Source organism: Streptomyces sp. NBC_01463 (genome assembly GCA_036227345.1).
In the GTDB taxonomy this organism is placed as follows: Bacteria; Actinomycetota; Actinomycetes; order Streptomycetales; family Streptomycetaceae; genus Streptomyces.
Map to the genome: position 1 here is coordinate 3,956,514 of CP109468.1, position 19,212 is coordinate 3,975,725.

Consider the following 19,212-nt stretch of genomic DNA (forward strand, 5'->3'; position numbering starts at 1 on the left):
CGTCGGGAACGAAGCGGAGATGGCGCGGTGGGAACGCTCCCATTAGCGAGGCGCAAGGCCGGGGAGGCATCGTGGGAGCGTTCCCACACCGCCGGTTCATTGTGGCGCCGGGGGTGATTGTTGCGCCAGGGTCATGACAGCACCAGCCTGTGCTGCCGGGCCGGAAACGGCGGCGGGGCGGGTGCCGTTGCCCGGCACCCGCCCCGCCTCGCACGCGACCGCCCTACGCGTCGAGCACGTCCCGCCACTCCCGTACCGCCGCCGCGTCCACCGGTCCCGACCAGCCGCCCGGCCGGGCGGCGCCGCCGATGTGGACGGCGTCGATGCCCGCGTCCAGCAGCTCCGGCAGGTGCTCCAGCCGCAGGCCGCCGCCGACGAGGATCTGCGGTTCGTACCCCGGCTCGCCCTTGCGGGCCGCCTCGACCAGCAGCGTGGGGATGCCGTCGTCGACCCCGGCGGGCGATCCCGCGGTGAGGTACGTGTCCAGGCCCGGCAGGTCCGCGAGGGACTTGCGCAGTGCGTCCCGGTCGGCGGCGCGGTCGATCGCGCGGTGGAACGTCCAGTTGCAGCCGTCCAGTCCGGCGACGATCCGCTCGACCGCGACGAGGTCGGCGTGGCCGCCCTCGTCCAGGAAGCCGAGCACGAACTCGTCGGCACCCTCGGCCCGCAGCTCGCGCGCCTTGCGGACGAGTATGCCGACGTCGCCGGCCGCGAAACCGTCCGCCACTCTGAGCATCACCCGCAGCGGGATGTCCACCGCGGCCCGGATCGCCGCGAAGGTCGCGCAGGACGGGGTGAGACCGTCCGCCGCCATGTCGGTGACCAGTTCGAGCCGGTCGGCACCACCCGCCTGGGCAGCGACCGCGTCCTCCGCGTCGAGAGCGATCACCTCCAGGACTGCACGGTTGCTCATGGGATCCCAATCCTCCAGGAAGCAGCTATAGGTCTAGTCCAATGGGCAGCCTACGGGGCGGGCGGCCGGGGGCACAGCCGCACCGTGAACGTGAAGATACGCGAGGTCAGACGGCCGACCGGCAATCGGACGCGCGCGGGCCACCGCTCCACGGCCGATCACCCTTGCGTCCGGATAGGGGCAGGGGGTATACCTGAATCAGCACCGCATACCCCTAGGGGGTATGAATGATCCAGTGAACGAGGAGGCACCGTGTCCGCGCAGACCGCAGCCACCACCGGCACCACCGTCCCCGGTGACCCCACCGGTGACGGCGCCGCCGCAGAGGTCGAGCTCGCCATCGGCGGCATGACCTGTGCCTCGTGCGCGGCCCGTATCGAGAAGAAGCTCAACCGGATGGACGGCGTCGAGGCCACCGTCAACTACGCCACCGAGAAGGCCCGGGTCAGCTACCGGGGCGCGGACGTCTCCGTACAGGACCTGATCGCGACGGTCGAGAAGACCGGCTACACCGCGAAGGAGCCCGCGCCCCCGGCCGTACGGGCCGACGACGGGCCCGGGGAGGGCGAGGCGGCGGACGAGCTGCTTGCGCTGCGACAGCGGCTGGTCACCGCGGTCGTCCTGGCGGTGCCGGTGATCGCGATGGCGATGATCCCGGCCCTCCAGTTCGACAACTGGCAGTGGCTCTCCCTCACCCTCGCCGCCCCCGTCGTCACGTACGCCGCCTGGCCCTTCCACCGCGCCGCGTGGACCAACGCGCGGCACGGCGCGGCCACCATGGACACGCTGATCTCGGTGGGCACATCGGCCGCTTTCCTGTGGTCGGTGTGGGCGCTGTTCTTCGGCACCGCCGGGATGACCGGCATGACGCACCCCTTCGAGCTGACCATCGGCCGCAGCGACGGCGCCGGGAACATCTATCTCGAAGCGGCCGCCGGAGTGACCGCGTTCATCCTGGCCGGGCGCTACTTCGAGGCCCGCTCCAAGCGGAAGGCGGGCGCCGCGCTGAAGGCGCTGCTCGAACTGGGCGCCAAGGAGGTCACCGTCCTGCGCGACGGCCGCGAGGTCACCGTGGGCACGGCCGATCTGCGGGTCGGGGACCGGTTCCTGGTCCGGCCCGGCGAGAAGATCGCCACGGACGGCACGGTGGTGGAGGGCAGTTCGGCGGTGGACGCGTCGATGCTGACCGGTGAGTCCGTGCCCGTCGAGGTCACGGCGGGCGACCCGGTGACCGGCGCGACGCTGAACGCGGGCGGCCGGCTCGTCGTCGAGGCCACCCGGATCGGCGCCGACACCCAGCTGGCCCGGATGGCGAAGCTCGTCGAGGACGCGCAGAACGGCAAGGCCGCGGCGCAGCGGCTGGCCGACCGGATCTCCGCGGTGTTCGTCCCCGTCGTGATCGCGCTGGCGCTCGGGACGCTCGGCTTCTGGCTGGGCAACGGGGCGGGCCTGACAGCCGCGTTCACGGCCGCCGTCGCCGTCCTGATCATCGCCTGCCCGTGCGCCCTCGGCCTCGCCACCCCGACCGCCCTCATGGTCGGCACGGGGCGCGGCGCCCAGCTCGGCATCCTGATCAAGGGCCCCGAGGTCCTGGAGACCACGCGCCGGGTGGACACGATCGTCCTGGACAAGACCGGCACCGTCACCACCGGCCGGATGACGCTCGTCGACGTCCACACCGCCGACGGCACCACCGAGGCGGACGTCCTGCGCCTCGCCGGCGCACTGGAGCACGCATCCGAGCACCCCATCGCCCAGGCCGTCGCCACCGGAGCCACCGAACGGACCGGCACCCCACTCCCCACCCCCGAGGACTTCGTCAACGTCCCCGGGCTCGGCGTCCAGGGCGTCGTCGAGGGCCACGCCGTCCTCGTCGGCCGCGAACAGCTGCTCGCCGAGTGGGAGATCCGCCTGCCCGTGGAGCTGTCCCGGCGCAAGGCCGCGGCGGAGGCCGCGGGCCGGACAGCCATCGCGGTCGCCTGGGACGGCGAGGCGCGGGCGGTCCTGGAGGTGGCCGACGCGGTGAAGGACACCAGTGCCGAGGCGATCCGACGCCTGCGCGGACTCGGTCTGACGCCGATCCTGCTGACCGGTGACAACCGGGCGGTGGCGCAGGCGGTCGCGGCCGAGGTCGGCATCGAGGAGGTGTACGCGGAGGTCATGCCACAGGACAAGGTCGACGTCGTCAAGCGCCTTCAGCGGGAGGGCCGTTCGGTCGCGATGGTCGGTGACGGGGTGAACGACGCGGCCGCCCTGGCCCAGGCCGATCTGGGCCTCGCGATGGGCACGGGCACGGACGCGGCGATCGAGGCCGGTGACCTGACGCTGGTGCGCGGGGACCTGCGGGCCGCGGCGGACGCGATCCGGCTGTCGCGCAGGACGCTGGGCACCATCCGTACGAACCTGTTCTGGGCCTTCGCCTACAACGTGGCAGCGCTGCCGCTGGCCGCGGCGGGGCTGCTGAACCCGATGATCGCGGGTGCGGCGATGGCGTTCTCGTCGGTGTTCGTCGTCGGCAACTCGCTTCGGCTGCGCGGGTTCCGGGCGGCCGCGTAGGGGTGCAGGCCGTCGTGCGCGGGAGTGGGGCCGGCCCGGTGGGTCAGGTCCTGCGCCCGCGTGCGACGCGTTCCTCCATGGCCTTCCGCCGGTCCGGCCACTCCTGCGCGGTGACCGAGAAGATCGCGGAGTCCCGCAGCATTCCGTCCTCGCCGGGTACCGAGGAGCGGGACCAGTTGCGCAGCACGCCCTCGAAGCGCGCTCCCGTCGCCTCGATGGCGGCCCGGGAGCGGCTGTTGCGCGCGTCCGTCTTCAGGTCGACGCGTGCCACGCCCCACACCTCGAACGCGTGCCGGAACAGCAGGTACTTGGCCTCGGCGTTGATGCCGGAGCCCTGGGCGGACGCGGCGAGCCAGGTGAAGCCGACCTCGATCGCGCTCAGGATGTCCTCGTCCAGCCAGTGCCGCGGTTCCCAGTAGGCCGTGACGCCGACCGCGCGGCCGGACGCCCGGTCCACCTGCGCGTACGGGAACAGCTTCCCGGTAGCGGTGCGGGCCAGCTGTTCGTCGAGGTATCCCTCGATCTCATGGGCGCGGGGCACCCAGGTGAAGCGGTACGAACCCCGGTCCTCCTCCGCCGCCCGGGCCAGGTCCCGCGCATGCCGGTGCCCCAGCGGTTCCAGGCGCACCCGCGAGCCCTCAAGAACCGGTCCCTCCAGCGTGAACCCCATCGCGCACCCCTCCGCTTCCGTCCTCGGGCACAGTCCGCGACGTAGCGTTCCAGAGGCGGCGGTCCGTGTCGCGCGAATAAGCGCGGGCCGGCGTTGCGGGCAGGCGTGGACGGGCCCGGCGCGGTGTGCGACGGCGCGTGTCCCGTCTCATGCCCGCACGAACCGCACCACCGTCCCGGCCACGGCCTGCGCCGCCGCGGCCAGCGCGGATTCCGGTACGACGCCCACCACCGGGTATCCGCCCGTCGTCGGGTGGTCGTTGAGGAACACCACCGGCCGCCCGTCCGGGGGCACCTGGACGGCGCCGAGCACCATGCCCTCGCTGGGCAGTTCGCCCGTGCGGGCGCGCTCCAGGGACGGGCCCTCGGTCCGCAGGCCGATGCGGTTGCTCTGTGGGGAGACGCGGTACGCGGCGGAGGTGAACGTACGCAGGGCGGCGGGCGTGAACCACGTGTGGCGGGGGCCGGGACGGACGGGGAGCACGAGTGTGTCGGGCACGCCCGGCCACGGCACCGCCTCGCCGCTGTGGACGCGGCCGGACGGGGGCGCGCCCAGCGGGAGGACGTCCCCGTCGCGCAGGGGTGCCGGGCCCAGCCCGGAGAGCAGGTCGGCTGACCTGCTGCCGAGCACCGGCCGCGGCCGCAGGCCGCCCGCGAACGCCAGGTAGCCGCGCAGCCCGTACGCGGCGGGGCCGGCGTCCAGCACCGCGCCCGCCGGCACCCGCACCGCGGCCCCCCACGCCACCGGCCGCCCGTCGACCGTCACCCGGCAGGGCGCGCCGCCGACGACGACCCGCACGGCGCGGTCCGGGCGGACGGCGCAGCCGGTGACGGTCGTCTCCAGGAGCGCGGCGGTCACGGGGTTGCCGGCCAGCCGGTTGGCGAGCCGGGCGGACGGTGCGTCCAGGGCGCCCGCCCGTCCCACGCCCAGGTGCGCGTGGCCGAACCGCCCCTCGTCCTGCACGGTGGTCAGGACGCCGGCGCGGACGACCTCCAGTTGCCCGCTCATGCCGCCGCCTCGACGAAACGCACCCGGGCCCCGGGTGTCAGCAGGGCCGCCGGTTCGCGGTCCGGGTTCCACAGCGCGGCCGGGTCCGGCATCCGCCCGATGAGCTGCCAGCCGCCGGGCGACAGCCGCGGGTACACCCCGGTGTAGGGGCCCGCGAGGGCCACCGCTCCGGCCGGGACCCGGGTCCGCGGGGTGGCCCGGCGGGGCACGTGGAGGCGCTCGGGCAGCCCGGTCAGGTACCCGAAGCCGGGGGCGAAGCCGCAGAAGGCGACGCGGAACGCGGTCCCGGCGTGGAGGGGGCCCACCTCGTCGGCGGCGACGCCCCACGCCTCGGCGACGTCGGGCAGGTCCGGGCCGTCGTAGACGACCGGGATCTCCACCGGTTCGCCCGTGTCGCGGCGCAGCGGCGGCACCCGCCAGGTCACCATCTCGCGGGCGAGCGCGGCCGGGTCCTGTGCGATGCCGTCCAGCAGGACCGTCCTGGCCCCGGGCACGATCTCGCGCACGCCGGGCAGTTCGCCCTTCCCGCGGCGTCGCAGCAGCTCCGCGTGGAAGGCCTCCGTCTCCTCGCCGGACCCGAGCTCGACGAGCAGCGCGGCAGGCCCGGCGGTCAGCACGAGGGGCGCGGGTCCGCGCCCCTCCGCGTCCGGGCGGGGCGTGCTCACGTGAACGCCCGGACCGCGACGCCCGCCTCTTCCAGCGCGGCCCGCACCCGCCGCGCGATCAGGGCCGCGCCGGGGGTGTCGCCGTGGACGCACAGGGACCGGGCCACGACCGGGATCCGTACGCCGTCCGCCGCGATCACGCTCCGGTCCACCGCGATCCCGACGCTGCGGCGCACGACCTCGTCCCCGTCGTGCACGACCGCGTCCGGTTCGGTGCGCGGCACGAGCGTGCCCTGCGGGGTGTACGCACGGTCGGCGAAGGCCTCCTCGACCGTGGGCAGTCCCGCTTCGGCGGCGCGTACGAGGAGCCGGGAGCCGGGCAGTCCGAGCACGGTCAGGTCCCCGCCCGCCAGCCGGACGCCCTCGGTCACGGCGGCGGCCTGCGTGTCGTCGTGGACGGCCCGGTTGTAGAGGGCGCCGTGCGGTTTGACGTACGCGACGGTGGCACCGGCCGCCTCGGCGAACACCCGCAGGGCGCCGATCTGGTAGGCCACTTCGGCGGTCAGCTCGTCGGACGGCACGTCCATGGAGCGGCGCCCGAAGCCCGCCAGGTCGCGGTACGAGACCTGTGCGCCGATCCGGACGCCGCGGGCGGCGGCGGTGTCGCAGACCCGCCGCATCACCGAGGGGTCGCCGGCGTGGAAGCCGCATGCCACGTTGGCGCTGGTCACGCACGCGAGGAGCGCCTCGTCGTCGGTGAGGGGCCAGCGCCCGAACCCCTCGCCGAGGTCCGCGTTGAGATCCATGGGGCCGGCCTCGGCCGGTCCGTCGCCCCGGTCCGCCGGCTGCATCAGATTCGTCACGCTGCGCACGTTAGCGCTCACCGCGGCCGGCCGTCCGTCAGAAGACGCACAGCTCGCTCTCCTTCGCGCCCTCCAGCTCGTACCGCGTCCCCACCAGCGGCCGGCCCGCGTACAGCCTGATCAGCGTCGCTCCGTCGCCCCGGTAGCGGGCGGGTGCGCGGCCGTCCTGTTCGGCGCCGAGGACCAGCTCGTCGCCGCCGTCCTCCAACCGCGCGATCAGCAGCGGTGTCTTCTCGCGGCGGGAGCGCGGGCCGAGGAGCCCGAGGGCGTGTCCGAGTCCGGGGCCCCGGTAGGCCCCGTCGAGCCCCCATGCCTCGCGTACGTCCCCGGCGTGCACCCACTCCCCCAGCGCCACCGCGTCCAGCACCCCGCCCGCCCCGGCGATCGCCGCACCGGCCTCGGTCATCCCGCGCTCCAGCTCGTCCAGCACCTGCGCGTCCGTCCAGCCGGCGCGTTCGGCGATGTCGCGGTCGTTGCTCTCGGGGCTGTACACGTCGGGCCCGAACCGGCTCTCCACCACCCGGTCCAGCGCGGAGCTGCAATGCGCGAGCAGATCGCGCACGGTCCAGCCGGGACACGCGGTGCGCAGGGTGAAGTCGCTCGCCGCGGCGGACCGCAGCAGCGGGAGGAGGAGGTCCCGCTCGGTGCGCAGCAGGAGACCGGGCAGCTCGGGATCGCGTTCGTCAGCCATGGGCCCAGCCAACCACCGCGGGCCCGCGCGGACCGGCGTTCCGCACAGATGTGGCGGGCGGCACGGCCCCGCCGCGACCGGACACCCCTACGCTCGTCCCCATGGACGACACCGCTCAGGGCACCCGCAGCACCGACGACGCCGGGCTCCGCGTCCGCTGGCGCGACTCCCTGACCGCCGCGCGGGCCGGCGGGCCGGGCCCCGACCCGTTGCCGTACGCCGACAACCTGCTGGCCCGCTGGGCCGAACCCCAGCGCAGGTACCACACCACCGCGCACCTGGCGGCGGTCCTGGACCGCATCGACACGCTCGCCGGTCATGCCGCCGACGCGGACGCGGTACGGCTCGCCGCCTGGTTCCACGACGCGGTGTACCGGCCCGACCGGACCGAGAACGAGGAGCGCAGCGCCGTGCTCGCCGAGCGCGCCCTGCCCGAGGCCGGGGTGCCCGCTACGACCACCGCCGAGGTCGCCCGGCTGGTCCGGCTCACGGTCTCGCACGACCCGGCGGACGGCGACACCAACGGCGAGGTGCTGTGCGACGCGGACCTCGCGATCCTGGCCGCGTCACCGAAGGAGTACGCGGAGTACGCGTCCCGGGTGCGCGAGGAGTACGGCTTCGTCCCGGACGAGGCGTTCCGGGAGGGGCGGGCGGCGGTGCTGCGGCAGCTCCTGGAGCTGCCGCGGCTGTTCCGTACGCCGCACGGGGCGGCGGAGTGGGAGCCGAGGGCGCGGCACAACCTGCTGACGGAGCTGGAGCTGCTCGCCTCGCACTGAGCGGGCGGGGCCTCTTTCCGGCCGGCCGGAAGGAGCCGGTGAACGAGGCCGGGGAACGGGGCCGGGGAATGCGACGGTCTGTTTCGCTGTTGGCACCTGTCATGCCCGACTCTGCCGCTAGCCGCTCCCGCATGCCCCTGGCCGTGTACATCCTGGGACTCTCGGTCTTCGCTCTCGGTACGAGCGAGTTCATGCTCTCCGGGCTGCTGCCGCCCATCGCCGATGACATGAACGTGTCGATCCCGCGCGCGGGTCTCCTCATATCCGCGTTCGCGATAGGCATGGTGGTGGGCGCCCCGCTGCTCGCCGTCGCCACGCTCCGGCTGCCGCGCCGCACCACGCTCATCGCGCTGATCTCGGTCTTCGGCCTCGGGCAGGTCGCGGGCGCGCTCGCGCCGACGTACGAGATCCTCTTCGCCTCCCGGGTGATCAGCGCCTTCGCCTGCGCCGGGTTCTGGGCGGTGGGCGCCGCCGTCGCCATCGCGATGGTGCCGGTGAACTCGCGCGCCCGTGCGATGGCCGTGATGATCGGCGGGCTCTCGATCGCGAACGTCCTGGGTGTGCCGCTGGGGGCCTTCCTCGGCGAGAACCTGGGCTGGCGCTCGGCGTTCTGGGCGGTCGGCGCGGCCTCCGCGGTGGCCCTGGCCGGGGTGGCGACGATGATCCCCCGCATCCCGCTCCCGGACGAGAAGCCGCAGCTCAAGCGGGAGATGGCCATCTACCGCGACCGTCAGGTGTGGCTCTCCATCGTGATCACCGCGCTCGCGGCGGGCGGAGTGTTCTGCGCGTTCAGCTATCTGGCGCCGCTGCTGACGGACGTCGCCGGTCTCGACTCGGGCTGGGTGCCGACCGTGCTCGCGCTGTTCGGGGTCGGTGCGCTGATCGGTACGACGATCGGCGGCCGGGTCGCGGACGCGCACCTCTTCGGGGTGCTGCTGAGCGGCATCACGGCGTCGACGGTGTTCCTGGCCGCGCTGGCGCTGTTCGCGTCGAGCCAGGTCGCGGTGATCGTGCTGGCCTTCCTGCTGGGTCTGTCGGCGTTCTTCACCGCTCCGGCGCTGAACGCCCGGATGTTCAACGTCGCGGGCGCCGCCCCGACCCTGGCGGGTGCGACGACGACCGCCGCGTTCAACCTGGGCAACACGGGTGGCCCGTGGCTGGGCGGCACGGTGATCGACCTGGACTTCGGTTTCGCGGCGACCGCGTGGGCGGGGGCGGCGATGACCGTGGTGGCGCTGGTGACGGTGGTGTTCTCGCTGCGGCTGCAGCGCTCCCGCACCTCGGCGTCCCGGCTGGTGGCGGGTGCGCCGGCCGCCGTCGGGGTGCAGGGCAGAGCGGCGGAGGCCGCCTGCCAGAAGGCCGTGTGAGCGGCGGCGGGACAGCGGCCGTGGATTCTTGTCGCCATGCCCGCCCGGCGGACTCCCCCGTTGTCTAGTGTGGGCGGCATGCCGGATCAACAAAATGTAGAAGACGAGGCGGCCCAGGTGCGGGCGGCGTGGACCTGGCTCACGGGCTGGCTGGGAGAGAACGCCCCGGGCTCCGCCGCGTCCCTGCGGCCGGGCGCGTCCGATGACCGCGTGGCGCAGGCCGAACAGCGGCTGGGTTTCACCCTGCCCGCCTCCCTGCGCGCCCTGTGGACACTGAACGACGGCGTCGTCCACAGCCGAACCGGCGCGAGCGCCTTCCTGGACGGGCACGGGCCGCTGCCGATCGAGACCGCCCTGGACACTCACGGCGCCCTGTCCGACGCCTGGCCCGACTGGGACCCGCTGTGGCTTCCGTTCACCGCGAACGAGGTGGACGAGCCGTGGAGCGGCGACTTCATCCACTGCGGCACCGGAGCGACCGGTTTCTGGGGCATGGAGGACATGGAGGACGAACCGGGGATGCACGGCGACGGGTCCGGTGGTGCACTGACCCTGCCCGGCATGCTGGCACAGATCGTCGAAGCCCTGCGAGAGGGCACGGGGCCGAGGATCGGCAGCACCAGCGCCCCGGGGATCGTGGACGGCGGCCTGGTGTGGATGGACCCGCGGGACGTGTGGATGCCCGGCTGGACGCCGCTGCACCCCTGACCGTCGCCACCCCGGCGGAACCGCGGGTGGAGCGGACCCCCGGTTCGGCCGGGGTTCCGCTCCACCCTTGGTGTGTGCGCCGGGCCTAGGGAATGGTGTCCGGGTCCAGATCAGTGATCTCGCACGTGACGACGTCCTTCTTGATGGCTTCCCCGCAGCCGAGGTCGGCCATGGGTGCGTACACGTAGTACGCGTCCTGGTCGAGCATGCGGTGCGCCTTGGCGAACGCGCCGAACGGCGCCATCGAGCCGGAGTTCACACTCAGCGCCATCGACGACCGGCCGCAGTTGATGTTCTTCCAGTCCGGCTCGGGGTAGCGCCCGTCGTCCCGCAGATGGATCTTGCCGTCGTCGGCCAGACCCTCGTACGTCTGGACGCACTGGGCCCCGTTGTCGACGGCGTACGAGGTGATGCCCGACGGAACCATGTTCGCGGGCATACCGGCCGACTCGTAGGTGGAGTTGAAGGAGAACTCGTCGCAGGACGGCGTGTCCCGCTTCGGGTGGTTGTACTGCTTCACGGCCTTCCTGGTCAGGCCGTGCGGCTCGAAGCCGTTCGCGCCGCTCCGGCCGCAGATCTTGTTGCGGTTCGCGTTGGCCCCCCGGTCGTACGCGTTGCGCTGGTTGGCCTTGTGCTCCGCCTTCGCCGTCATCGGCAGGTAGTGCAGCGGGGAGGACGGCCAGCTGCCCGGGTAGGTGCCGGTGCGCTGCCCGATCTTGCCGGTGATCAGCCAGATGTGCGCCGCGGCGGCCGGGAACTCATTGCCCTTGATCACATAGCCGGGCACGTAGTCGGGGAACACACAGCCGGGCGGCATACCGATGTCGGCGAAGTCGCAGCGCGCCTCGGCCTCGAAGATGCTGTCGCCGCTGACGCCGACGTCGGAGTCCTCGTCGGCCGCGGCGCCGTTGAAATCGGGGCCGAAGAAGCTGATCGGCATGGTGCGGGAGCGAGCTTTGTCCTTGCGGGACTTGCCGTCCCAGCCACTGCCGTTGGCGCCGCCGTTCTGGTCGTTCTTGACGTCGTACGTCATGGTGGCGGTCCCGGTCACTTCATGGCTGTCGTACTCCTTGGCGCCCTTCCAGGTCGTCGACCCGTCCCAGGTGAAGGCCGGGACGCCGGTACAGCCGAAGTCGCACCGGGGGGTGAATCCGATCTCGATGTCGTTCTTCATCGCCGGGGTGGGCGGCGGCGCCGTCTTCGGGCGGATCCGCGACCAGAACTTGATGTCCGGTGACTTGGTGTCGGTCTTGATCTGGACGTCTATGAAGAAGTCGGCCTGCGTCAGGCGCTTCTTCGTCTTCTTGTCGTAGGTGTAGTACTCGTAGTACGCGGCCATGCACATCTTCGTGCGGTTGAACCAGCCCCACTGCGCGTTGTCCGGGTTCGGGGTCCCGTCCGGGTTGACCCCCGAGCACTCCGGAAGCAGTTCCGTGCCGGCGCGCGGTGCGACCGGTGCGGCGTCGAGCCGCTCGGTGACGACCGACGGCTCGGTGGCCGGACCGCCCTTGGACGTACGCGGCTTCAGCACACCGCAGGAGACGGTTCCGTCACCCCGGTCGGTGCACTTCGGTGCCGTGCTCCTGAGAGCGGCGGTCGCCCATCCGGGGATCTGCTGCCACTCGCCGGTGGCCTTCCACTTGCCGTCGCTGTACGCCGGCTTGTCGGGCAGCGTGATGTCCACGACATGGTTCGTACGGACCTGGCCACCGGCAAGGAACCCGTAGGTGCCCGTGGCACCGACGTTGTCCGCGCGGTCGACCGTCTGCACCTCGACGTGGTGCGCGCCGTCCGCGCCGGGGGTCGCGGTGAACGAGCCGGTGGTGCCGGCCGTCGGCGCGCTCTGCCACTCCGGGGCGACCGCGCGTGCGGTGGGCCGGGTCGGCGGCCTGGGAGAGTCCCCGCCCTCCGCGTCGGGGGACTCGTCGGTGCCGTCCAGCAGGCCGGGGTCGTCGTCCTCGGGCAGTTCGCCGTCGACGCGGTAGCGGATCTGCTGCGCGCCGTCGTCGCCCGTGTCCACGTCGAACGTGCCCTGGACTCCCGTGCCGCCTCCGCGTCCGTCGTCCGGATAGGTCGCGGAGCCGATCGCGGCCGGCTCACCGGGGGCGGTGGTGTCGACGGCGAACTCGCGCCACGGAGACCAGCCGAGGTTGTAGTGGGTGCCGTCGTAGGCGTTGGTGCGGAACTTGTACGTCCTGCCGTCCTTCAGCTGACCGGCCGGGACCTTCACGCTCGCCCAGGAGCCGGGGGCGACGTAGTCCGAGACGATCGCGCCGTCACCCGCAGGTGTGGTGATGGGCTTGTTCGTCGCGGCGTCGTAGACCTGGAAGGTCCCGTTGACCTTGTCGCCGTCCGCGTCGGCGAACTTGTCCCGCAGGGTCGGGGTGGTGGAGTTGACGGCCCACACCCCGGCGTAGGACTTGAACGGCGCACCGGCCTGCTGCGCGCTGCCGTCACCCGGCCGGAAGTTGTAGTTGACCGTGAGCTTGGGCTGGTTGGCCGTCGCGTTGCGGCTGTTGACGCGCTTCCAGGCCTTGGTGTCGTCGGACACGGCACGCACGCCCATGTGGCCGGCGGTCTGCTTGCCCGATGCCCACACCTTCGCCAGCTCGGTCACATCGGCCTTGATCCAGCCGTCCGCCGTGGAGGGGCATCCCGCCGGGTATCCGGCGGTCTGGGTGCCGGTGGCGTACTGCTGCATCCACTCGGGCTGCTTCGTCCACCGGGAGGCGGAGGACCCGGCACCGGTGTTCCACACCGTCCAGCCCTGCGCCTTGCAGTCGGTGGCACCGGAGTGGAAGTTGTACAGCTGCACACTCGCCGAGGAGACGAGCGCGTCGGCGAAGGGCGCGGTGTTCCACGTCATCAGCGTCCGCGCGGTACGCGGCGTGCCGTCGGCGTTGACCGTGCCGGGGTTGCCGAAGTCGAGCTCGGTCTCCGAGCCCAGGTCGGTGGTCTCGCCCTGCTGCACATAGGTGTCGAACGTGTTCCCGAGCGCGGAGGTCGACGGGTCCACGGTGACCGGGTACTCCGTCGCCGGGTCCGCGAGGAACTCCGCGTCCGGGGTCACGACGAGGTCGATGTTCCCGCCGCCGTTGTCGACGACCTCCATGCCGACCCGGGCACGGTTCTCGTGCCTGCCGGAGATCTTGTCCACGCTCGCGTCCCACATGACGGGGGCGGGCATGGTGGCCTTGGGCGCACCGGTCCTGGCATCGGTGAACCGCACCGAGCCGTCCTTCTGCGCCGCCGCCTTGAGGCCCTTCGCCTTCAGCGGCAGCGTGTAGGTGTAGGCGCCGGCCGCCGGCGCGGAGTCGAGCCGCACGAACTGCTCGAAGCCGGTGCGGGTGGCCTCCACGATCACGTCGGCGCCGGGCACGGCGTCCTTGTACGTGGCGCGGGTGCCCTCCAGGACGGGCTTGGGCAGACCGCCCTTCCACTGCATCGTCACCTGCTCGGCACCGGTGCCGAGGGTGACCAGGTCACGGCCTGCGGCGTCGTTGGCGGCCTGCAGCGATTTCGCGCGGGTGCCACCGCCCGGGGCGAGTCGCAGGCCCTCGGGGTGCGCCTTCGCCGCGACCATGCCACCGGTCTCGGTGAGAGTGGCGTCGACGTCGATCCACTTGCCGTCGCGCTGCATCCGTTCGGGCCCGGTGGTGACCTCTGAGGTCAGCGTCCCGTCGGGGTTGGCGTAGGTGAGGCTGGTGGGTGTGGTCTCGTCCGGGACGAGGGTCTTCCTGCCCGTCCTCGCGGCCTCTGCCAGCGCCCACGGGATGCCGCCCCTGGAGTGCCGTGCGGCCCAGGCGAGGTCGGAGGCCTCGATGTCCTCGGCGGCCGGCCGTATCGCCGCGGCCGTGGACCTGGGGCTCTCCGCGGCCGAGGCCCCGGGAGGGGCCACCGCGAGCGGTACCGCGGTGGCCAGTGCTGCCCCGATCGCGATCAGGGGCACGGTGCTTCGTTTTCCCGCTCTGCTTCTTTTTCCTGTGCCGCTTCTTTTGACTGTGCTGCCGCTCAAAGGCTGTTGATCTCCTGGTTGCAGGGTGTCGCGCCGCCCGTCTGTTTACGGGGAGTTGACATCCGGCAGCAAGAGAAGAAATCAGGAGGATCAGCCGAAGCCGGAGGTTGTGGACGTGACGCCCGACACGGCCCTGGAGAGTTGCAGGCCGAATCATCCGAACTGCCGCCTTCAGAAAGGGGATTGCCTGGAGGGGTCGACAAGTCGCCGGGCGATTCCACCCCTGATCCGGTAACTTGGCGTCAGATTTCGGGAATGGGGGCTTACCGGCGTCGGCCGTCCTCGCCCCCGGCGCTACCGCGGCGCCGGCCGGCCCTTCGGGCGGCGCAGGCCCGCATCGGTGATCCGGCGGACCAGCTCCTTGGAGCCGATCTGCCGGGCGCCGGCCCGGACCGCGTCCTCGTACCGGGCCTCCGGCACGTCGTAGTGGTCCCGCTCGAAGGCCCGCTCCGGGCAGCCGATGGACGCGGCGAAGGCGTGCAGCTCCTCGAACGAGACGTCGCTGACCAGGTGCGACCAGAGCCGTCCGTGGCCCGGCCAGTCCGGCGGATCGATGTAGACGGTCACGGGCGCGGTATCCCGCCGAGCGATCCGACCGGGGCGACCGCGACGGTGGCCTTCGTGCAGACCCAGTGCGGGTCGGGACCGAGCTCCGGCTCGACGTCGAGTGCGTGCGGGTCGCCCGCGTCGCAGACCGGGCAGAGCGGCCAGCGGCCGTACTCCTCCAGCAGCGCGTCCTGGACGTCCTGGGCGACGAGGCCGACGACGAACTCCACCCCCTCCGGCCACTGCTCCACCCACCATCGCCGGTGCGTCACGGCGTCCTCGACCATCGAGACGATCTGCGCCTCGGCGACGTCTCCGGCGGCCAGGTCGGCCATGACAAGGGCGCGGGCGGTGTGCAGCGCCTGCTCCAGGGGGTTCGGCTCCATACCTCCATTGTCCACCTGCGCACCGGAGCCCCCGCCCGTGCCGCCGGAGGCCGGAAACCGCCAGAGGTCAGGACCAAAGGGGGGTTGACGGACCCCGGGGTTGAAAATATCTTTCAAAGGTGACCAATGACCTGAAGGAAAGTTTCAGCGCTGATTCGCCGCCCGCCCCGGCAGCCCTCGCGGCCAAGGTGCGGACGCTCGCGCCGTCCATGACCCGCTCGATGCAGCGGGTCGCCGAGGCCGTCGCCGGTGACCCGGCCGGCTGCGCTGCCCTGACGGTCACCGGTCTCGCCGAGCTCACCGGCACCAGCGAGGCGACCGTGGTCCGCACCGCCCGCCTCCTCGGCTACCCCGGCTACCGCGACCTGCGCCTCGCGCTCGCCGGTCTCGCCGCCCACCAGCAGTCCGGCCGGGCCCCCGCCGTGACCGCCGACATAGCGGTCGACGACCCGATCGCCGACGTGGTCGCCAAGCTGGCCTACGACGAGCAGCAGACCCTCGCCGACACGGCCGCCGGGCTCGACACGGTCCAGCTCGGTGCCGCCGTGGCCGCGGCCGCCACCGCCCGCCGGATCGACATCTACGGCGTGGGCGCCTCCTCGCTCGTCGGCCAGGACCTGGCCCAGAAGCTGGCCCGTATCGGCCTGATCGCGCACTCCCACATGGACCCGCACCTCGCGGTGACCAACGCGGTGCAGATGCGCGCGGGCGACGTGGCCATCGCGATCACCCACTCCGGCTCGACGGGCGACGTCATCGAGCCGCTGCGGGTCGCCTTCGACCGCGGCGCGACCACGATCGCGATCACCGGCCGCCCCGACGGACCGGTCACGCAGTACGCCGACCACGTGCTGACCACGTCCACCGCCCGCGAGAGCGAGCTGCGCCCGGCGGCCATGTCGAGCCGCACGAGCCAGCTCCTGGTCGTCGACTGCCTGTTCATAGGAGTCGCGCAGCGTACGTACGAGACGGCGGCCCCGGCCCTCGCCGCCTCCTACGAGGCGCTGGCCCACCGCCACAACCCGCGCACCCGCTGACCTCACCGAAGCACCCGCACCCGCAGAACCGCACGAGTTCAAGAAAGCAGAGCCGCTCTCCATGACCTCCCTCACCGACGCCGACGCCACCGCTCCCGACGGATACGGCGAACTTCGCGCCCAGCTCGCCACCCTCACGACCGAGGCGTTCCGCCCCGAGCTCGCCGAGATCGACCAGCTGCCCACCTCGGAGATAGCCCGGATCATGAACGGCGAGGACCAGACCGTCCCCGCCGCCGTCGCCGCCCGGCTGCCCGAGATCTCCGCCGCGATCGACGCCACCGCGGCGCGCATGGCCCGCGGCGGACGGCTGATCTACGCGGGCGCCGGCACCGCCGGCCGGCTCGGTGTCCTGGACGCCAGCGAGTGCCCGCCCACCTTCAACACCGACCCCGCCGACGTGGTCGGCCTGATCGCGGGCGGACCGTCAGCGATGGTCACCGCGGTCGAGGGTGCCGAGGACAGCAAGGAGCTGGCCGCAGCCGACCTCGACGCGCTGGGCCTGACCGCCGACGACACGGTGGTCGGCATCTCCGCCTCCGGCCGTACGCCGTACGCGATCGGGGCCGTCGAGCACGCCCGCACCAAGGGCGCGCTGACCATCGGCCTGTCCTGCAACGCGGACTCCGCGCTGGGCGCGGCCGCCGAGCACCCCGTCGAGGTCGTCGTCGGCCCGGAGCTGCTCACCGGCTCGACCCGCCTCAAGGCGGGCACGGCGCAGAAGCTCGTGCTCAACATGGTCTCGACGATCACGATGATCCGGCTCGGCAAGACGTACGGAAACCTCATGGTCGACGTCCGCGCCTCCAACGAGAAGCTGCGCGCCCGCTCGCGCCGGATCGTCTCGCTGGCCACCGGTGCCTCGGACGCCGAGATCGAGGCCGCGCTCGCCGCGACCGACGGCGAGGTGAAGAACGCCATCCTGACCATCCTCGGCCAGGTCGACGGTCCCACCGCCGCGACGCTGCTGTCCGCGTCGGACGGCCACCTCCGGGCCGCGCTCGCCGCCGCCCCGCGCACCACCTGACCCCCTGCTCCACCTCCCCCGCACAGCAAGGCACCACGCACCATGGCTACAGAAGACAAGAACCGCGCCACTGCCGCCGCGATCCTTCCGCTCGTCGGTGGCGCCGCGAACGTCAGCTCCATCGCCCACTGCATGACCCGGCTCCGGCTCGGGCTGCATGACCGTTCGCTCGTCCAGGACGAGGCTCTGAAGGCCGTTCCGGCCGTCATGGGTGTGGTCGAGGACGACACGTACCAGATCGTTCTCGGTCCCGGTACGGTCGCCCGCGTCACCCCCGAGTTCGAGAAGCTCGTCGAGGAGGGGAAGGCCGCGGCCCCGGCGGCCGCCCCCGCCCCGGCCTCCGCCGCCCCGCTCACCGCGGAGGAGCTGGCCGCTCAGGGCGCCGAGATGAGGGCGGCCCGGAAGGCGAAGAACGCCACCCCGTTCAAGCTGTTCCTGCGCCGGATCGCCAACATCTTCGTGCCGCTGATCCCGGCCCTGATCGGCTGCGGCATCATCGCGGGCCTCAACGGGCTGCTGGTCAACCTCGGCTGGCTGACGTCCGTCACTCCGGCCCTGGCGGCCATGGCGTCCGGCTTCATGGCGCTGATCGCCGTCTTCGTCGGCTACAACACGGCGAAGGAGTTCGGCGGCACGCCGATCCTCGGCGGCGCGGTCGCGGCCATCATCGTCTTCCCGGGCGTCGCGAACATCGAGGCGTTCGGCCAGAAGCTCTCCCCCGGCCAGGGCGGCGTGCTCGGCGCCCTGGGCGCGGCGGTGCTCGCGGTGTACGTGGAGAAGTGGTGCCGCCGCTGGGTCCCTGAGGCGCTGGACGTCCTCGTCACCCCGACGCTGACGGTCCTGATCTCCGGCCTGGTGACGATCTTCGGTCTGATGTACGTGGCCGGTGAGGTCTCCACCGCCATCGGCACGGCCGCCGACTGGCTGCTCTCCAACGGCGGCGCGGGCGCGGGTCTGATCCTCGGCGGCTTCTTCCTGCCGCTGGTCATGCTCGGGCTGCACCAGGCGCTGATCCCGATCCACACCACCCTGATCGAGCAGCAGGGCTACACGGTCCTGCTGCCGATCCTCGCCATGGCCGGTGCCGGCCAGGTCGGCGCGGCCATCGCGGTCTACTTCCGTCTGCCGCGCAACGAGTCGATCCGCCGGACCATCAAGTCCGCGCTGCCCGCCGGCTTCCTGGGCGTCGGCGAGCCACTGATCTACGGTGTCTCGCTGCCGCTGGGCCGTCCGTTCGTCACGGCGTGCGTGGGCGGTGCCTTCGGCGGCGCGTTCATCGGCTTCTTCAACCAGCTCGGTGACGCGGTGGGCTCCACGGCCATCGGCCCGTCCGGCTGGGCCCTGTTCCCGCTCGTCGACGGCAACCACGGCCTGGGCGTGACCATCGCGATCTACGCGGGCGGCCTGGTCGTCGGCTATCTGGCGGGCTTCGTCGCCACGTACTTCTTCGGCTTCAGCAAGGACCTGCTGGCGGAGTTCAACGTCTCGCAGGAGCCGGCCGGCTCCACGGTCGCGGCCGCCTCCACGGCTCCGGCGGCCTCCGCCACCGGCCCCGACACCCCGATGAAGGAACCCGCGGGCGTCTGACCTCCCGTCCCCACCACAACGGCCGCCGGCTCAGCGCTCCAGATCGCTGAGCTGGCGGTCGAGTGCGATCTCCACCGCGCTCAGCGGAATGTCCGGCCGCAGCCGCTCCAGTTCACACGGGTGCGGCGGTGGCGGCGGACAATCGGGGATGTGCACCCAGATCCGGCCGGCCGCGATCAGCGCGCGGTAGAAACTGCGCACCAGACGGGCGCCGAATCCGCACAAAGGACGACGCATCGACGGGCTCACCTCTTCTGCCGGCGCGGACGGACTGCCGACGATGCCGCACATGACTTGGATGGCGCTAAAGGGCGTTCGGCCGATCGGCCCCATGTGCGTGAGAACTTCACGCTCCACGGATGACGGGGCCACTGTCTGGCCCGGAGCGCTTTATCGCAGAATCGTCGCGAAGCAACACCGGCTCACATCTCCAGCACAGACCCTCATCCCTTAGTAG

General features: G+C 72.5%; 17 protein-coding genes. 7 read left to right on the forward strand and 10 right to left on the reverse strand.

Features of this window, described 5'->3' with window-relative positions:
• Positions 1–223: 223 nt before the first annotated feature.
• Positions 224–913, reverse strand: a complete 690-nt coding sequence (locus OG521_17500; protein ID WUW22490.1) for a copper homeostasis protein CutC — start codon at positions 911–913, stop codon at positions 224–226.
• Positions 914–1,252: 339 nt separating this feature from the next.
• Between OG521_17500 and OG521_17505 the strand changes: the two genes are divergently transcribed.
• Positions 1,253–3,469 (forward strand): heavy metal translocating P-type ATPase, encoded by a 2,217-nt coding sequence (locus OG521_17505; GenBank protein ID WUW26716.1) that lies wholly within the window; start codon positions 1,253–1,255, stop codon positions 3,467–3,469.
• A gap of 43 nt (positions 3,470–3,512) precedes the next feature.
• On the opposite strand, the gene OG521_17510 is transcribed toward OG521_17505, so the two are convergent.
• The 5 genes from OG521_17510 to OG521_17530 all read right to left on the reverse strand — a co-directional run bounded on the left by OG521_17510 (position 3,513) and on the right by OG521_17530 (position 7,306).
• On the reverse strand, positions 3,513–4,139 hold the full coding sequence (locus tag OG521_17510) for a GNAT family N-acetyltransferase (protein ID WUW22491.1): 627 nt from the start codon (positions 4,137–4,139) through the stop codon (positions 3,513–3,515).
• A 147-nt stretch (positions 4,140–4,286) separates the two neighbouring features.
• Positions 4,287–5,147 (reverse strand): biotin-dependent carboxyltransferase family protein, encoded by an 861-nt coding sequence (locus OG521_17515; GenBank protein WUW22492.1) that lies wholly within the window; start codon positions 5,145–5,147, stop codon positions 4,287–4,289.
• A complete protein-coding gene (locus OG521_17520; GenBank protein WUW26717.1) occupies positions 5,144–5,764 on the reverse strand; it encodes an allophanate hydrolase subunit 1 in 621 nt (206 codons plus the stop codon). The genes OG521_17515 and OG521_17520 overlap by 4 nt, the downstream gene beginning before the upstream one ends.
• Before the next feature lie 44 nt (positions 5,765–5,808).
• Positions 5,809–6,558 (reverse strand): LamB/YcsF family protein, encoded by a 750-nt coding sequence (locus OG521_17525; protein ID WUW26718.1) that lies wholly within the window; start codon positions 6,556–6,558, stop codon positions 5,809–5,811.
• 94 nt (positions 6,559–6,652) lie between these two features.
• On the reverse strand, positions 6,653–7,306 hold the full coding sequence (locus OG521_17530; protein WUW22493.1) for a maleylpyruvate isomerase family mycothiol-dependent enzyme: 654 nt from the start codon (positions 7,304–7,306) through the stop codon (positions 6,653–6,655).
• Between the two features lie 101 nt (positions 7,307–7,407).
• On the opposite strand from OG521_17530, the gene OG521_17535 reads away from it, so the two are divergent.
• The 3 genes from OG521_17535 to OG521_17545 all read left to right on the forward strand — a co-directional run bounded on the left by OG521_17535 (position 7,408) and on the right by OG521_17545 (position 10,157).
• Positions 7,408–8,082 (forward strand): hypothetical protein, encoded by a 675-nt coding sequence (locus tag OG521_17535; GenBank protein ID WUW22494.1) that lies wholly within the window; start codon positions 7,408–7,410, stop codon positions 8,080–8,082.
• Positions 8,083–8,213: 131 nt separating this feature from the next.
• Positions 8,214–9,449 carry an MFS transporter gene (locus OG521_17540; GenBank protein ID WUW22495.1) on the forward strand — a complete coding sequence of 412 codons (1,236 nt, stop codon included), beginning with the start codon at positions 8,214–8,216 and terminating at the stop codon, positions 9,447–9,449.
• Between the two features lie 78 nt (positions 9,450–9,527).
• A complete protein-coding gene (locus tag OG521_17545) occupies positions 9,528–10,157 on the forward strand; it encodes an SMI1/KNR4 family protein (GenBank protein WUW22496.1) in 630 nt (209 codons plus the stop codon).
• Between the two features lie 85 nt (positions 10,158–10,242).
• Here OG521_17545 and OG521_17550 read toward each other — a convergent pair whose 3' ends face one another.
• The 3 genes from OG521_17550 to OG521_17560 all read right to left on the reverse strand — a co-directional run bounded on the left by OG521_17550 (position 10,243) and on the right by OG521_17560 (position 15,104).
• Positions 10,243–14,106, reverse strand: coding sequence for a DNRLRE domain-containing protein (locus OG521_17550; protein ID WUW22497.1), 3,864 nt, complete (start codon positions 14,104–14,106; stop codon positions 10,243–10,245).
• A 360-nt stretch (positions 14,107–14,466) separates the two neighbouring features.
• Positions 14,467–14,739 carry a DUF4031 domain-containing protein gene (locus OG521_17555; protein WUW22498.1) on the reverse strand — a complete coding sequence of 91 codons (273 nt, stop codon included), beginning with the start codon at positions 14,737–14,739 and terminating at the stop codon, positions 14,467–14,469.
• Positions 14,736–15,104, reverse strand: a complete 369-nt coding sequence (locus OG521_17560; GenBank protein ID WUW22499.1) for a hypothetical protein — start codon at positions 15,102–15,104, stop codon at positions 14,736–14,738. The genes OG521_17555 and OG521_17560 overlap by 4 nt, the downstream gene beginning before the upstream one ends.
• Before the next feature lie 119 nt (positions 15,105–15,223).
• Between OG521_17560 and OG521_17565 the strand changes: the two genes are divergently transcribed.
• From OG521_17565 to OG521_17575, 3 genes are all read left to right on the forward strand, one after another.
• The gene (locus OG521_17565) at positions 15,224–16,141 is read left to right on the forward strand and encodes a MurR/RpiR family transcriptional regulator (protein WUW22500.1); all 918 of its coding nucleotides are present in this window, start codon (positions 15,224–15,226) and stop codon (positions 16,139–16,141) included.
• 61 nt (positions 16,142–16,202) lie between these two features.
• Complete coding sequence (gene murQ, locus OG521_17570; GenBank protein ID WUW22501.1) at positions 16,203–17,168, forward strand: N-acetylmuramic acid 6-phosphate etherase; 966 nt, start codon at positions 16,203–16,205, stop codon at positions 17,166–17,168.
• Positions 17,169–17,210: 42 nt separating this feature from the next.
• Positions 17,211–18,755, forward strand: coding sequence for a PTS transporter subunit EIIC (locus OG521_17575; protein ID WUW22502.1), 1,545 nt, complete (start codon positions 17,211–17,213; stop codon positions 18,753–18,755).
• A 30-nt stretch (positions 18,756–18,785) separates the two neighbouring features.
• Here the strand turns inward: OG521_17575 and OG521_17580 are convergent, their stop codons facing one another.
• Positions 18,786–19,112, reverse strand: a complete 327-nt coding sequence (locus OG521_17580) for a hypothetical protein (protein ID WUW22503.1) — start codon at positions 19,110–19,112, stop codon at positions 18,786–18,788.
• Positions 19,113–19,212: the final 100 nt, after the last annotated feature.

Bases quoted from the DNA above. Each gene is read 5' to 3' on its own strand.
- OG521_17545 (WUW22496.1), top strand. From the start codon at position 9,528: ATGCCGGATCAACAAAATGTAGAAGACGAGGCGGCCCAGGTGCGGGCG.
- OG521_17575 (WUW22502.1), top strand. From the start codon at position 17,211: ATGGCTACAGAAGACAAGAACCGCGCCACTGCCGCCGCGATCCTTCCG.
- OG521_17500 (WUW22490.1), bottom strand. From the start codon at position 913: ATGAGCAACCGTGCAGTCCTGGAGGTGATCGCTCTCGACGCGGAGGAC.
- murQ (WUW22501.1), top strand. From the start codon at position 16,203: ATGACCTCCCTCACCGACGCCGACGCCACCGCTCCCGACGGATACGGC.
- OG521_17530 (WUW22493.1), bottom strand. From the start codon at position 7,306: ATGGCTGACGAACGCGATCCCGAGCTGCCCGGTCTCCTGCTGCGCACC.
- OG521_17525 (WUW26718.1), bottom strand. From the start codon at position 6,558: ATGGATCTCAACGCGGACCTCGGCGAGGGGTTCGGGCGCTGGCCCCTC.
- OG521_17515 (WUW22492.1), bottom strand. From the start codon at position 5,147: ATGAGCGGGCAACTGGAGGTCGTCCGCGCCGGCGTCCTGACCACCGTG.
- OG521_17510 (WUW22491.1), bottom strand. From the start codon at position 4,139: ATGGGGTTCACGCTGGAGGGACCGGTTCTTGAGGGCTCGCGGGTGCGC.
- OG521_17560 (WUW22499.1), bottom strand. From the start codon at position 15,104: ATGGAGCCGAACCCCCTGGAGCAGGCGCTGCACACCGCCCGCGCCCTT.
- OG521_17540 (WUW22495.1), top strand. From the start codon at position 8,214: ATGCCCCTGGCCGTGTACATCCTGGGACTCTCGGTCTTCGCTCTCGGT.
- OG521_17535 (WUW22494.1), top strand. From the start codon at position 7,408: ATGGACGACACCGCTCAGGGCACCCGCAGCACCGACGACGCCGGGCTC.